Below are 14,255 nucleotides of genomic sequence, written 5' to 3'. Positions count from 1 at the left end.
AGGTTTCGATGGTGCGAATAATCTACAAACTGCTATTGGCAACGATCTTGCCCGCGGTATTGATTTGGACGGTCGGAAATTATGCGGCCAGCGTCGGGCAACAAAGCTTGCGGGCGGCGATCGAAAAAACGTCGCTGACTCGCGCCAGCGCGGTGATGGATGAAGTCGATCGCATCGTCCAGACGCGAGTGGCCCAGAGCGACGCGTATAATCGCAGTGAACTCGTGCAACGGACACTCGCCGAATCCAATCGTGAGTTCAACGATTTCGACGATGCCGAAGCGATCATTGACGAGCGCGAGCGGCAATGGCGGCAGACACCCGCCGACGAGACCATCCCCTTGATGGAGTCGTTGACCAATAATCCCTTAGCGAAGGATCTTCGCTTATTGGTGAATAAGTTGAATGAGAGCGGCGACTACGCCGTCTTCGGTGAAGTCTTCTTCACCAATCGTTATGGTGCCAACGCCGCGCAGACCGGGCGCACGTCCGACTATCGACAAAACGACGAGTCCTGGTGGACCGACGCCGTCGCCAATGGTGTTGCGATCAGTGATGTCATGTTTGACGAAAGCGCAGGCATCTATTCAATCGACATTGCGCTACGGGTCGATGATCGTGAAGGCGAGTTGCTCGGAGTCATGAAGGTCATCTTGGATATTCGGGAAGTCTTCAGTGTGATCGACCGACGCGCCGATCGGTCCGGAAAAGGGGAGCGGTTGCTATTGCTCGATCGGGAGGGCGACATCATCCATGTCAGCAACCAATCAATGTCTCCGATGAATGAAGGTGTGCAGTATCTCAGCCAGGAGCAGTTGAACGCAGCGTCACCCTACGCAACGATTTATTTCCCTCATCCTATTACCGGTGAGAACTACCTCATCGCGATCGCCAGGAGCCAAGGCCACGGCGACTTCCAGGGGTTGGGGTGGTTGCTCGTCAACGAGACCCAAGAGTCGCTGGCGTTTGTGCCGGTCACGGAACTGCGATCACGCCTCTTATGGTTCTCGCTGATTGCGACGTTAATGGCCACCACGATCGGCGGTCTCATCGCATGGTCACTCTCCCATCGGATCAGCCATTTGACGCGTGCGACGATGGCGTTGGCGGGTGGTAATCTGGCGACTCGCGTTGTGGATCGAGGCCACGACGAAATCACCAAACTCGCCAAACACTTCAATTTGATGAGCGAACGGTTGCAACAGTCCCAGTCGGAGTTAGTGGCCGCCCGGGACGAAGCACGCGAAGCCAACGCGGCCAAGAGCGCGTTTCTGGCCAACATGAGTCATGAGATTCGCACGCCGATGAATGGGATCATCGGTATGAGCGAACTGCTCGCCGATACTTCCTTGGCACCGGAGCAGCGTGAGTATCTCGGAATGGTTCGCGGGTCAGCCGATTCGTTGTTGCGATTGATCAACGACATACTCGATTTTTCAAAAATCGAAGCGGGCAAGATGGAACTGGAGATCATCCCGTTCGACCTGCGTGACTGCATTGAAACGACGGTGAGATCGCTCAGTTTGCGGGCGGCCGATCAAGGCCTCGAAATGGCGTGCCGGATCGACCCCGCGATCCCCTACCGCCTGCTCGGCGATCCCGGGCGACTCCGGCAGATCATCATCAACCTATGCGGTAACGCGATGAAGTTTACCGATCAGGGAGAGGTCGTCATTGCCGTCGAGATGGAAGAGCACACCGACCAAGAGGTGAAACTGCATTTCTCCGTCCGCGATACCGGCATCGGAATACCGCAGGAGAAACTCCCAAAAGTGTTCGATTCATTTTCACAGGTCGATGCGTCCACGACGCGAAAGTATGGTGGCACGGGGTTGGGGCTGGCCATTTCGAATCAGCTCGTCGGCCTGATGGGTGGAAAAATTTGGGTCGAGAGCGAGGTGGACGTGGGCACGACGTTTCATTTCCGCGTGCATTTAGGCACGAGCGATACGCCGCCTCCCACGCCGCCACGCCAGTTGAGCCAATGGGTGGGAACACCGGTACTCGTGGTTGACGATCATTCGATCAACCTACGGATTTTTCGAGAGCTGTTGAAGGCATGGAAACTCAAGCCCGTCTGCGTCAATGACGGCTACCAAGCACTCGCTGAACTGCGACGAGCCAAAGACATGGGCACGCCGTACCCGATGATGTTGCTCGATTGCATGATGCCGGGCTTGGATGGATTCGGTGTGGCCGAACAGATGCATGAGGACCCGGGCTTGGCGGAAACCAGAGTCGTGATGGTCTCTTCCGCAGCGGACAGCGGGGATACTCGGCGTTGCCGCGAACTCGGTATCTCGCGATACTTAATCAAGCCCGTCGTGCAATCCGAATTGCTTGAGACGATCTTGCAAGTGCTTAGCGGCGCTCCGCGTGAAGACTCCGTTGCCGGTCCGTCGGCGATCGCACCGACGATCGATTCCCTTCACATTCTCCTGGTGGAAGATAATTTCATTAATCAGCGTGTTGCCTCCGGATTGCTCGAGCGGATGGGGCACCGCGTTGAGATTGCGGAAAACGGACAGCTCGCCATTGATGCCTGGCAGAACGGTGATTTTGATGTGATCCTGATGGACTGGCAGATGCCGGTGATGGACGGTACCGAGGCAGCCAAAATGATCCGCGAACAGGAACTGTCCCGCGGTGGGCACATTCCCATCATCGCTATGACCGCGGCAGCGATGAAGGGCGACCGTGAGAGGTGCCTTGAAGCGGGCATGGATGGCTACATCAGTAAACCGATCGATCCGAAGGCACTGATGGCTAGCTTGGCACGGATCAGGGATTCGGCAGAATTCGGTGACACGGTAATCCATCCCGTGCGGGACACTCCACCCGCCAAAACCGATGCGGAAAGTGCATCGACTGATTGGACAATTGACATTGAGGCCGCACGCAAACAGATGGGCGGCTGCGCTGATTCGGTGTTGTCGGAATTGGCCAGAGTGCTGGCCTCGGAATGCGAGACACGGACGGATGAAATCCGCATCGCCGTCGCCGACGGGGACGTTAAAGCTGCAGGACGCTCCGCTCATGCACTCAGAGGAGCGGCGAGTCTGTTCGCGGTCACATCAATTCTCGAGCCGATGAAGATTGTCGAACAGGCTGCGCGTGAAAATGATCTTGCCGCCGTTGGCGAGCAACTTGCTCTGCTCGAGCCCGCAGCAGAACTCGCAGCCGCCGAGTTGCTGGCATTTGCAGACCGGGTGGATGAGCAGGAAATCAGACCGTCGCCGGGCGACGACCGCGAAATGCCTGAGCCATGAGCCCCTGGGCAAAAACGCCCTCCCCCGAGACGCAGGCTCAAAAGGAATGTGTGTCTGTCCAGGCGATCGCCCTAGAACCCGCCGTTGATGCCACCAGCCACACCCACGCCCACGCCGGTGAGGACCAACCGTCCGCTCTGCCGAATGAGGAAACGGGCGGCTTCCTCGCGAAACGTTTCGACGGTCTGCAACCGCACGATCGGATGGTCGATCCGGCCGAGGATTCGGATCACCAGGGTGCGGTCCCGAAGCAGATCGGAGATATCAAGAATCACTGAACTGGGCAGCATTGAGCGTAGCAGGTACTGCTGGGCAACCCGCTGCAAGTCCAGCGCGATATCGTGATAGTCACCCGTTGCGATCAACGCCTCCATGTCCATACGCTTGCTCCGCAGGAAAATGCGTCCCTCGGCGCGGATCAACGCGGAATCGGATCCCAGCCAAAATTCGTCCATCGTCAAGACACCGTTGCCGATCACACCGTAAGCCTCACCGACGTCAAACTTCTCGGTAACCAACGACACCGGCCCGAGCCATTGCCCGACACCGGCGAGCCCGGGAACCGCACTCCCGCGAGTCTCGCCCAACCGGAACCGGAAACGCCCCGCCACGTCGTCGATACCACGCACCGCCTTGCCGCCGAGCGTCAGTTCACCCGTGATCTCGCCCGTGGCGAGATCAGTGGCTTGGCCGAGTTGGTCGCTCAAGCGAAAGAAGTCGACTCGTCGCGTTTTCCAGTGACTCGACAAATCAACGCCACGTGTCCCCCGATTGGAAGAGGAGACCACCAGGTCTCCTTCCAATGATCCGCCACCGACACTCGCCCCGATAGTCGGCAACCGTAGACTCCAACGTCGTGTCACGACATCGGCATCGAGATGGAGGTCACTATGCGCCGTTCCCAGTGGCACGCCCGCGAGCACGAGTTGCCGGCCGACGACATTGCCGCGGACTCGTACCGCGTTGTTGGTTCCACTCAAGCGTATCGTGCCGGAACCTTTGCCATCGACTTGGTCGCTGACCAGCGGCGCGAAAAATAGCCCACGGCGCAGATCCATTCGATCGATGCGAGCGGTCAGACTCGACCGCGTCTGGAGTCCATCGAGTTCCACCCGCCCGCTAGCCCGCGCCGTGCCGCCCGCATAATCTCCCACGAGCGACTCGATCGTCAACACGCGACCATCGAAACCACCGCGTGCCGACGTCTTTCTCGAGATCAGCGTCTTTCGATATCGCAGGTCAGCGATGCTGAGTTCCACCAAGGTTTGAGCACCCTCCCTGCCGGGATTCGAGATGGGGACGCCACTGATTGCACCGGAGAGCTTGCCACTGACGTCGGCTCGATTCGCTCCCGCCAGCGAGAGAAGTGAGCGGATGGAGAGGGCGCTGATTTGGATGTCGGATCGGTGCAAGCGTCCGATCACATCGGTCCAACGATCCTCCGCCGTCGTGGCTGCCGCCATGTCGACGCGCACGGTGCCGTCCAGGATTTCACCATCACCATGCAGCGAGAGTTCGCCCTGTTGAGCAGACAGCGTCAGGTTGAGCCGGCCCAGGGGCTCGTCGGCCAATCGCATGTCGTCGACTTTCAGATTTGCCGTCCCCTGGTGTGCTGCAGGTTGGCTCAGTAACGCGGCCGGAACCTGCCATTGGATATCGCCTGAGAGCGATGCGGTGAACTCAGGCGGTGTCGCCGTTGGTATCGGCAAGCGGATCATCGGACGGAGCTGCGAGAAGTGCAGTTCGGCCAACAGTGTGTCCTGTCCGTGGGAGGGGATCGTGGCCGACCCCTGCAGCCGACCACCGAATATTTGCGCATCCAACGCGTCAATCTTCACCGCGTTGGGCTGGAGCTGGTAGTCACAGACGAGTTCGCGGATTCTAACTGCATCAGGCAGCTCGGCGACCGGACGTTTCGGTCGAACCCACAACCGTTCCGGTGTCAGCTCGACGTCATGTTCCAAGACACCTAAGTCGAGGCCCGCGATTCGCAACCCCGGCGAAGCCACCACGGCTCGAATGTCCCACTGACTCTTCTCAAGCGATTTGGCGAATTGCCCACTGCCGCTGCCCTGGAAATCCAGCTTGCCCTGCACCCAGGAAAATCCAGCGGTGGGCGATGCGTCGGCACCCGGCAATGCGTCGGCACCCGGCGATGCGTCGGCACCCGGCGATTGCAGGAGAGCGACGACGGCCTGGGTCGGGACATCGTCACCGGCAACGTTGAATTGGAATGGACCGCTGCCGTCCAAGGGAATCGTGGCGTTTCCCTGCAGCTGGATCGATTCGGAGGCCGACTCGTTGGCGGTGAGCTCAAGACGCCCGAGCGTCAGCGTACGCGATTGAATCGAAATACCGCGGATATTCAAGGACGCGGGCGGCAGACCGCGGAGTTTCAACGCTTCGCCGGTGACGTCGCCGGTGAGCTGGTAGGTTTCTAGCTGTGAGATCGAATCGAGCGGTACGGTAAATTGCAGGCTGCCCGAAACCCGACCTGCCTGAACCAGCGTGTTGGTGGTGCCGGCACCTACTTTCATCACGAGGTCGGTGATCGGGCCGAGTGGCATGTTGTCGATTTTGATGTTCGCGGTGATGTCACCGCGTGGTACGAGGGCCGCCGTTGCCGCGCCGTCAATCACGCCGGGCGCATCGGCCTCGGCCGTGATCAGATTCGCGTGCAGCTTGCTGAGTGTGACCTTGCCATCGCGATAGGTCACGTTGGCGCCGAGGTCGTCAAAGCGAAGGTTCTCGACACGCAGCGAGGGGCTCGTCAGGGTGCCGTCGAAACGATACGCGGCGGCGTTGCCGAGCGATGTCCAGGGCACACCGACCTCGAAGCGTACCGATACTTTTCCGTCGAGCGGTACACCTAAATTAATACCGATATGCGATAGTCGCGACGCGAGCTTGCCCACATCGATATCGTCAAAGGACCACTGCGTCGACCAGTACCGTGGTTGAGGTTGAGGCGCCGCACCAAGCGGACCTTGGGCTGGGCAGCGGCCGGCCAGAAGTGCGCACGAACCCAAGAGAAAAACGATCATCGCGGGACGCATCATGTGCGGTACCTCGTTGAGAAACGGCAAATTCATCGAAAATACGTGCCTACCTGCTTCTTCTTCATCGGCTGCTTTTACCATAGCTTCCGGCAGTCCTCGGCAGATAGCGGAAAAGAAATAACGCCTGTTCACTACCCATTCTGCTCTTTCGACAAAATGTCAAGTTTTGTTAAAGCCGAGTGATCCAAGCGAATGCGAAGATGTTTCGTGCCGCTCGAGCCCACTCGATTGATCGATCGGAAACATCCCCATGATGTTCAATTCCTATAACCCGAATCACCTGCTGATGCCCGCCGCTGCCCGTCAACCGTTCGCAGCGACGTGCGTCCTCGTCGTTGGATGCGTCTCGATGCTGCTGATCACGCTGGGATGTCGACAAGCCGGCGCACCCGCTGGAGGGACTGGAATGGCTCCTATTAGCGGAATGCCTGGCCAAGCTCCCATGACGGGTCCGACCATGCCCTCGCTCGGGCCCTTTGGCGCCTCTGCCCGTGTGCCTCCGCCGTCGACGGGTTCCTATGGCAATCCCAATGGTCAAGCGCTCGGTGGTACCAATGCCATGCCGGCTAACTACGCGCCGCCCAGTATCGCACCGATGTCGTACAACGACTCGGCGAACGGCAACAATGTCGTGGCTGCCGGCGGGGTCGCTGCTGCCGGCGGGATTGCCGCTGCCCAAAACAACAACCCGGCAGCAAGCTCGTGGCAAGAAACCAGCACGAACCCTACCGCCACCATCAATCCAAACATGGATCTGTCACGCGATCCACTTAGCAGCGTTCGCAGTGGCGGCATGCCCGTCAGCGATCTGACCGGAGCTCCCCCGCCACCGGGATACTCCGCACCGATGGGTTACGCGAGCCCCGCGGGAGCTCCCAACATGCAAGCTCCCAATATGCAGGGACCCAGCACGCAGAACTACGTGCCGCAACCGATCTATTCGCAGCAGCCGAACGCGTCACCTCAGCCGGGACCGTATCCCGCGACCGCACTTGCACCCGCGCCGAATGCCGATGCAGGCGGATGGGCACCGCTCAACCCCAGCCCACCAGCGCCCCCGGTGAATCCATCGGCGCCCCCGGTGAACCCACCGAGCACCTCCGCTCCCACGTCGGGTGGCGGTTACGTCGATGCTTCGCCTGCGGCCAACCAGCCGTCGATGTCGACTGCCGATCGGCCTGTGCAGTGGCAAACGCCACGCCGGTAGCGTTTGACGAGCCAGGGCCGTGGCACCGCTGGCGGCCTAGTTGCTGTTGTCGTCATAGACGTCGCCGTCAGCTTCGTCGCTCGCGCCAGCTTCGCCAGCACCCTCCGCTTCTTCCAGACGGACCAGCACATAATTTTCGGTACGGTCTTTACCGAAATGAACCAACAGTGGCGCTTCATTCTGCGTCAGGTTGTAGAGCCCCGTTTCGGCGACGATTTCGTCGGTCGACCCCAGTCGCATTGCCACACGCTGCGTGTTCTTATCAACGCGTCCTTGGATCGCATCCGCCTGATCGGTTTCGCGATTATAGAGGGTTCCCGAAATGATCCCGGATTTATCGACCGCGAGTTGCACGATGCGTGTCGGCTCGACGTCGTCTTCGTTGGTTGATAGTGCAAAGGTGCCCAATGGCATCCATTCGTCGTTCTCGGCGGCATCATCCACGGCCGCTTCATCGCCGCCGTCGGCCGTGACATCCGATGTCGGCGGAGTGACGGTGGCGAGTGCCGCGGCGCTGTCGGCGAAATCATCGGCCGTCGCGACTTGTTCGCCGTTGATGTACACGTAGTTATTTTCATAGACCACGTTGCCACCCGATCCATAGTCGTAGTAGATCGGCTGCGACCATACGCTTGGCGGTGCGGACCAAGTAAACCACCCCGTCGCGGCGGCCCAGGTCGGAGGTCGCTGCCACCAATAGTTCCACGGGTGGCGATTGAAACTGTGATAGTAGTGCCACCGGCACAGCCCGCTCGGATGGCTGTACCACCAATTCCCAGCGAACCAATTGTTGTGATGGTGGTAGCCGTTCCAGCGGAACCGCACGTCGTTGCCCCATGAATGCCAGTGGTTGACGCGGGCAGGATGTGCCGACGCCCAACCGTGCAGGCCGCCGATCTGATTACCCCACCGGTTCTCGATTTGGTTGACTGAATTGCGATTGATCGTGCTCCACGACGGGCGATTGTTGATGACCGTATTGCCGACATTCAAGTTGCCAATGTTGATCGGACGATTGTTCGGGCGATTGACGATGGGCCGGCCGTCTCCCGGCCGATTATTTCCAGGCCGATCATTTCCGGGTCGGTTGATTCCGGGCCGGTCATTGCCGGGCCGGTCATTGCCAGGCCGGTCATTGCCAGGCAGGCGGTCCCCAGGTCGGGTATTGCCCGGCCGGTTCGGTCGATTGGCGAGGTCGGGTTTGTTGGGAAGTTGGCCGGGCATTGTGCCCGGGCGAACACCGCCACCGATACCGAGAAAGTCACCCAAGTCGCCCGCCGAGGGGCGATCCTGATTGCCCGGGAAGCGGTTCGGACCGCCCCCACCGCCCAAATTCGGTAGGCTGGGACGATTCGGCCGGTTACTAGGCAGTGTCGTCGGCAGATTGGGTTTGTTGCCCGGCAGGTTGGGCCTGTTGCCTGGCAGGTTGGGCCTATTACCTGGTCGGTCGGGCCTATTACCTGGCAGGTTTGGCTTATTGCCTGGCAGTGTGGAGGGGAGGCTGGGCCTCTTACTAGGCAGCGTTGAGGGGCGCTGCTGCGGGCGTGTCGAGGGTTTGAGCCCGCCTGATATCGAGCCGCCTAGGCTCGGGCGATCAGGCTGCGGGCTGCCGGGGCGGCCGATGTTGGGCCGACCGGGACTCGGTTGGCTGATACCGGGACGACTGGTGCTGGGACGACTGGCACTAGGACGACTGGCACTGGGACGACTGGCACTGGGACGACTGGCACTAGGGCGACTGGCACTGGGGCGTTGGGCCGGCGACGGCCGGGATCCTCCGCCGCTCCCCAGATTTGGCATGCTAGCATGCCGGGCGCCACCTCCTCCTCCGCCGCTACGTGCGCCACCACCACCGCCTTTGAACCCTTTCGCGACGGCATCGGTGGCGTTGATCGGAGACCATGCAATCGCGATCGCCACGATTAAAATTAACTTGAATTGTCGCATCGATTGATCCTTGGGGGCGGTGTTGAATGCGTTGGCTTTGGGTGGGGCGGGCCCTCGCTCAGACTGGTTTATGATCAATTGCTTGCTACCGGCAGGCGTCGAACGGTTACCGGGTCGCTCGGCAGTTGGGGTTCACCATCAATCTCTCGGCCCATCAATTTGATCGTAAACTCATCATCATTTTCGCGGTGGATCACATACGTGCCCGAAGCCACTCGGCCATCAGCGAGAATCTGCATGGTGCGAAGCAGCCAGTCGTCGCCGTTCTGAGTCCAGGTTCCTTCGCCGTGCGACCCATCACTGTTGAACGTCCATGAATGAATTTCTCCCGCACGGGCATCCCAGCCAATGATTTGGGTGGATTGAGACGACTCGCTCGTGCAGGCGCGAATCAGGAAGGCACCACCGATGGCCTCGTGCACATGCGTGTGAACCGGATCTTCAGCCGTTGCGTCCTGCCAATCGCCGATCAACCAATTCAGTGGCGACAGGGCCGCGGCGCTCGACAACGGTTTCGGTACGGGCATTTCTTCCATGGAATCGATTTGCCACACGCCACCGTTCTCGACGAGGATCGCCGAGTAGCGATTCGATGAGGGTTCTTGGTCGCTGATCGTCACGCCGACCTCGCCGGTGATTTTGGCCACCCCCGCGGTGATCATGCGAATGGAATCAATATTTCCGGATAGCTTGATATCGTCAGGCTGGGCAAAGGCCGCCTCGATATCAGCCATGATCTGGTCGCGGCCGGTGGTTGTTTCCATCAGTTCGTGATCGATGTGCGACGCGTCTTCGGTCCACATCTTGGCGAGCGTGCTGGCGTCCTTGGCATTGAATGCTGCCACATACTCCATGATCGCATCGCGTACCTCGGTGTCCTCCGCAGCGGCGGGCGTCGGTGTGCACATTCCCAACAACATTGCCGCGACGATCCAGTACCGTACCATTCGAAATCGCATCACAAAGCCTTTTATCGAAACGTAAACTAATTCTCGAACGAATATATCCTAACCAACTCTGGGCACGAATCAAAAACATCGTCGACATTCCAGCGATCTTGATCTCGGCGGTGTCAGCCGCCGCGTTCCTTCACGGCCGAGGAAATCGTCACGATCGAGGAAATCCTGAAATACAGGTGGCGCTGTCGGTTGTTATTTCGATTAGATTAGTCGTTTTGACGTCCGCCACCGTCCTCACGACCGTGTGGTTGAACCTGCTGAGTTATCGGAACTCTCACTCTGAAATCATCCGCCTTTTGAAGTTGGCTCTCCTCATGACATCTATTCAGTCCTGCGTTCTCTCGCTATCGGTGGTGGTCTCAGCCCTCACCAGCCTGCCCAGCCTTGCCCAAGGTCAGGAACAGAAACTTGCTACTCTGCTCGAACGCTCGCCGGCACCCGCCAACGCGGTCCTGTACGTCAATGTTCCCTCCCTGAATCAGCTGACCAAGGACGCCGAACTGTCGACGCGAGTGACCGAAAACATTGAGGAATTGTGGCTGATCTCGGATTTGGACTTCGTTAGTTTGCATCCCCGTTGGGAAGCCGGCTACGCGATGATCAAGTCGCCTGTCGATGCCGAAAAATTAGCATCGACCGTGTCGGGCTATGTCGACACGATCGTGGGCCACGATACGGTCTGGTCGCCGCGGCAAACCTACTTGGTGCCGCTCAAGGGCAATCGCCTCGGATTCTTGCGACCTGCCGATCGCTCGTTGCTGGGCCGTTGGATCACACCTGGCGGCGCGGTCAGTGACTCCAGCTACCTCGCGAAAATTTCGTCCCAGCCCGAATCGTATCTGTCGATGATGTTCGCCGCGGAACTGAGCAATATCGTCTCCGCCGTACCGCTCGAAGCAAAACTCAAAAACTTTGAGTCGCTGCAAGCACAGCAGCCCAAGACCGTTGCCGGGATCCTCGCCAGTGTGCGGGGGATCAGCGTGATTATTGGCCGGGAGAGCCTGTCGCAGTGCATCCTGACGATCGATTTCGCGAAGTCACCGTCCAGCTTGAAGCCCATCGCCAGTGAGCTGTTGGCGGAGATCCTCGAACGCAGCGGAACCGCCGCCCCGGAAGTCTTGACATGGAAACCGAAAGTCGAAGGCAATCGGTTGTCCTTCCAAGGACCCATTTCCGAAGCATCGCTGACCGGCCTGTTGAACATCTTTAGCCTGCTCGGTGCGGCCGATGACATTTCGCAAAAACTCGTCACCCTCACCGATTCACCCGGCAGTGAAACCGACCGGATCGCCTACACGACCAAACACTACTTTGACGAAGTCACCAAACGCATTGAGCAAATTCGCAAACACAAATCCCAGACGACTGGCGGGATGGCGAAATGGAACGACCAGCAAGCTCGGCAGTTGGATGAGATGGGGACCCTCAATGTCGATCCGGTAATGGTGCAGTTCGGCAGCGATGTCGCCAGCCTACTGCGGGGCAACGCCTTGACCGTCCGTCAGGGCAACATCCAAGCCGGAAAGATCAAGGCGAACGAGTCGTTGCAGAGCAGCACTTCCTACAATGTGGGCGGTTATCGCGGCGGCTTCTACGGCGGCGGTGCAGGCTTTTCCAGCAGTGGTTACTACAACCCCAATTCGACGTCGGACTATCAAGCCGTCACGGACGCCCAAACCCGCGGCAACGCCTACGCCGACTACAAAAACGTGCTCTCCCAAATCGACAAGCTGACCGCTGAGATCCGTCGAGCCATGACCGACAAGTACCAGATTCAGTTCTAATGCGAGGTCAGGTCGGTGTTGGAAAACGCATCGGGTAGCAACTCGGAGAGACGCCGCATCTTTTGTTCACCGTCGATGACATCGACGGTGTAGACAAACACGTCCATCCCAAATTCAGCGAGAACCTGCCGGCAGGCACCGCAGGGCATCGCGCCCCCGACGCTGGCGATGGCGATGGCGCGAAAGTTTCGGTAGCCCTCGGCCACCGAGGTGGTCACGGCGACGCGTTCGGCACACTGCGTCAACGAAAAGCTGGCGTTCTCGACATTGCACCCTTCAATGATCCGGCCATCGTGCAGCAGCACGGCGGCCCCCACATAGAAATGACTATGGGGCGCGTAGGCATGATTGCGTGCTGAAATCGCCGCCTGCACCATCCGCACAACTTCGTCGTCAGTCGGGGCGTCGTGCTCGAGAGCTGCCATTAAATGAGAGGGGCGTGCGGAGATGCTGGACATAGATAGCAGTCTGAACGAGAGGAGTCGATTCCGCCTTCATGGCACCCCTAGAGTAACCATTTTCAACCACCTGGCAATCCTCCTGGAGAGGCGAGCGGCTTTCAATAACGTCCGGCGAGCCATCTTTTCCGGCTGCGAACCTATCCGGAAAGGCGGTTGATCCCTTAGAATCCGTACAGCCTGAGTTCCATATTTGACGCTCCGAGAAATCGAGTCCATGCTGCTAATCCGCCCAACGATCGCTTGCCGAGTTCCCTCGGCACTCACTTTTGTTCTCGTTCTCTCACTCGCCTGGCCCGTGGCCACGACGGCGCAAGAGATTGTTACTTTGCCGAGCGCATCGGCAGACGCCGCTGAGACACCTGGTCAAGGTAGCCCGTCCCCCCGACCTGCCGAGACCACGCCGACGCCCCAAGTCGCAAGCAAGGCTGAGGAGAAGGAAACCGCGCAGGAAAAGATCTTCAAGAGTGATGCGCGAGCCTTGTCCGAGGCGTTTCGTTATGCCGCTCGCGAGGCCACACCAGCGGTGGTGACCGTTTATTCCTATGGCCAAAACGCTCCGCAATCCAGCACCCAGGGCGCGGCTCCCGGGGATGGCGAAAACACGCCACCCGATGACGAAACCTTCGGCCCCGCCCCGCCCCCTGAAACCGCCGACGAAGGCTACCACCTGACCGGATTGGGCTCCGGCGTCGTCGTTGACCTGATGCCCGCCAGTGAATCGTCGACGTCCGATACCGCTGCGAAGACCTATTGGGTGATGACCAATAATCACGTCATTGCCGATGCCAAGCGAGTGGTGGTGCAGTTTCCCGACGAGAGCGAATTGGTCGCCGAAAATGTCTACGGTGACCCCGACAGTGATATCGCCGTACTGCAGTTGTCCAGCGAACACGAGTTGGCGATGGCGACCATGGGCGATTCTGACCCCATCGAAATCGGTGATTGGGTACTCGCCATTGGCAGTCCCTTCAAGCTCGAAGCGACGGTGTGTGCAGGGATCATCAGTGCCAAGCATCGCAGTATCAGCAAAATCCGTCGCGGGCGACTGTTTCAAACCGATGCGGCGATCAATCCGGGCAACTCGGGCGGTCCGCTGGTCGACCTCGACGGCGAGGTGATCGCGATCAGCACGGCAATCGCCACCCGCAACGGCGGCTACCAGGGCATCGGCTTTGCCATCCCCATCAATCAGGCTCATTGGATCGCCCGCGAGTTGGCGGAGTTCCAGCGGGTGCGCCGGGCCGCGATGGGGGTGCGGTTGGCCGAACTGAACCCGAAACTCGCGAAGAAAGTCGACCTGCCAACCTATCTCGGCGTGCTCGTCTACCAGGTCATCAAAGATTCAGCCGCTGACGCGGCGGGACTCAAGAGCATGGACGTGATCCTGGAGTTCGCCGGCCAACGGGTGCGGCGGATGAATGCGTTGCAGCAAGCCGTCGAGCAGCAGCCGGTTGGGTCAACCCAGGACATCAAGATTCAGCGAGACGGCAAAGAGCTGACCAAGCAGATTGTGCTGGCGCCCCTGGAAGACCCCACCGCCGTCGACTCTGAAACGCCGGCGGAGTAGGG

8 protein-coding genes are annotated in these 14,255 nt (G+C 59.4%); 4 read left to right on the top strand and 4 right to left on the bottom strand.

Annotated features, from left to right (window positions below; genetic code table 11):
* The first annotated feature begins 8 nt into the window (after positions 1 to 8).
* Complete coding sequence (locus SH410x_RS26565; RefSeq protein WP_473672354.1) at positions 9 to 3,269, top strand: hybrid sensor histidine kinase/response regulator; 3,261 nt, start codon at positions 9 to 11, stop codon at positions 3,267 to 3,269.
* Positions 3,270 to 3,340: 71 nt separating this feature from the next.
* Here the strand turns inward: SH410x_RS26565 and SH410x_RS26560 are convergent, their stop codons facing one another.
* Positions 3,341 to 6,361 carry an AsmA family protein gene (locus SH410x_RS26560; protein ID WP_473672352.1) on the bottom strand — a complete coding sequence of 1,007 codons (3,021 nt, stop codon included), beginning with the start codon at positions 6,359 to 6,361 and terminating at the stop codon, positions 3,341 to 3,343.
* Between the two features lie 217 nt (positions 6,362 to 6,578).
* Here SH410x_RS26560 and SH410x_RS26555 point away from each other — a divergent pair, with 217 nt between their 5' ends.
* Positions 6,579 to 7,535: a hypothetical protein gene (locus SH410x_RS26555; RefSeq protein ID WP_473672350.1), complete on the top strand. Its 957-nt coding sequence runs from the start codon at positions 6,579 to 6,581 to the stop codon at positions 7,533 to 7,535.
* A gap of 36 nt (positions 7,536 to 7,571) precedes the next feature.
* Here the strand turns inward: SH410x_RS26555 and SH410x_RS26550 are convergent, their stop codons facing one another.
* Together SH410x_RS26550 and SH410x_RS26545 are read right to left on the bottom strand one after the other, a co-directional pair.
* Positions 7,572 to 9,482 (bottom strand): mu-protocadherin- cell-suface protein, encoded by a 1,911-nt coding sequence (locus SH410x_RS26550; RefSeq protein WP_473672349.1) that lies wholly within the window; start codon positions 9,480 to 9,482, stop codon positions 7,572 to 7,574.
* 74 nt (positions 9,483 to 9,556) lie between these two features.
* Positions 9,557 to 10,441: a YybH family protein gene (locus SH410x_RS26545; protein ID WP_473672347.1), complete on the bottom strand. Its 885-nt coding sequence runs from the start codon at positions 10,439 to 10,441 to the stop codon at positions 9,557 to 9,559.
* 314 nt (positions 10,442 to 10,755) lie between these two features.
* Here SH410x_RS26545 and SH410x_RS26540 point away from each other — a divergent pair, with 314 nt between their 5' ends.
* Positions 10,756 to 12,225, top strand: coding sequence for a hypothetical protein (locus SH410x_RS26540; protein WP_473672345.1), 1,470 nt, complete (start codon positions 10,756 to 10,758; stop codon positions 12,223 to 12,225).
* Here the strand turns inward: SH410x_RS26540 and SH410x_RS26535 are convergent.
* Entirely contained in the window at positions 12,222 to 12,683 is a 462-nt protein-coding gene (locus SH410x_RS26535; protein WP_473672343.1) for a cytidine deaminase, read from the bottom strand. The genes SH410x_RS26540 and SH410x_RS26535 overlap by 4 nt on opposite strands.
* 217 nt (positions 12,684 to 12,900) lie before the next feature.
* Here SH410x_RS26535 and SH410x_RS26530 point away from each other — a divergent pair, with 217 nt between their 5' ends.
* On the top strand, positions 12,901 to 14,253 hold the full coding sequence (locus tag SH410x_RS26530) for a S1C family serine protease (RefSeq protein WP_473672341.1): 1,353 nt from the start codon (positions 12,901 to 12,903) through the stop codon (positions 14,251 to 14,253).
* Positions 14,254 to 14,255 lie beyond the last annotated feature (2 nt).

The organism is Rhodopirellula sp. SH410 (genome assembly GCF_055811895.1).
This window is presented reverse-complemented; position numbering and strand designations above follow the sequence as displayed.

Coding starts and splice junctions, on each gene's coding strand:
- SH410x_RS26565 (WP_473672354.1), top strand. CDS start 9: ATGGTGCGAATAATCTACAAACTGCTATTGGCAACGATCTTGCCCGCG.
- SH410x_RS26560 (WP_473672352.1), bottom strand. CDS start 6,361: ATGAATTTGCCGTTTCTCAACGAGGTACCGCACATGATGCGTCCCGCG.
- SH410x_RS26555 (WP_473672350.1), top strand. CDS start 6,579: ATGATGTTCAATTCCTATAACCCGAATCACCTGCTGATGCCCGCCGCT.
- SH410x_RS26550 (WP_473672349.1), bottom strand. CDS start 9,482: ATGCGACAATTCAAGTTAATTTTAATCGTGGCGATCGCGATTGCATGG.
- SH410x_RS26545 (WP_473672347.1), bottom strand. CDS start 10,441: ATGCGATTTCGAATGGTACGGTACTGGATCGTCGCGGCAATGTTGTTG.
- SH410x_RS26540 (WP_473672345.1), top strand. CDS start 10,756: ATGACATCTATTCAGTCCTGCGTTCTCTCGCTATCGGTGGTGGTCTCA.
- SH410x_RS26535 (WP_473672343.1), bottom strand. CDS start 12,683: ATGTCCAGCATCTCCGCACGCCCCTCTCATTTAATGGCAGCTCTCGAG.
- SH410x_RS26530 (WP_473672341.1), top strand. CDS start 12,901: ATGCTGCTAATCCGCCCAACGATCGCTTGCCGAGTTCCCTCGGCACTC.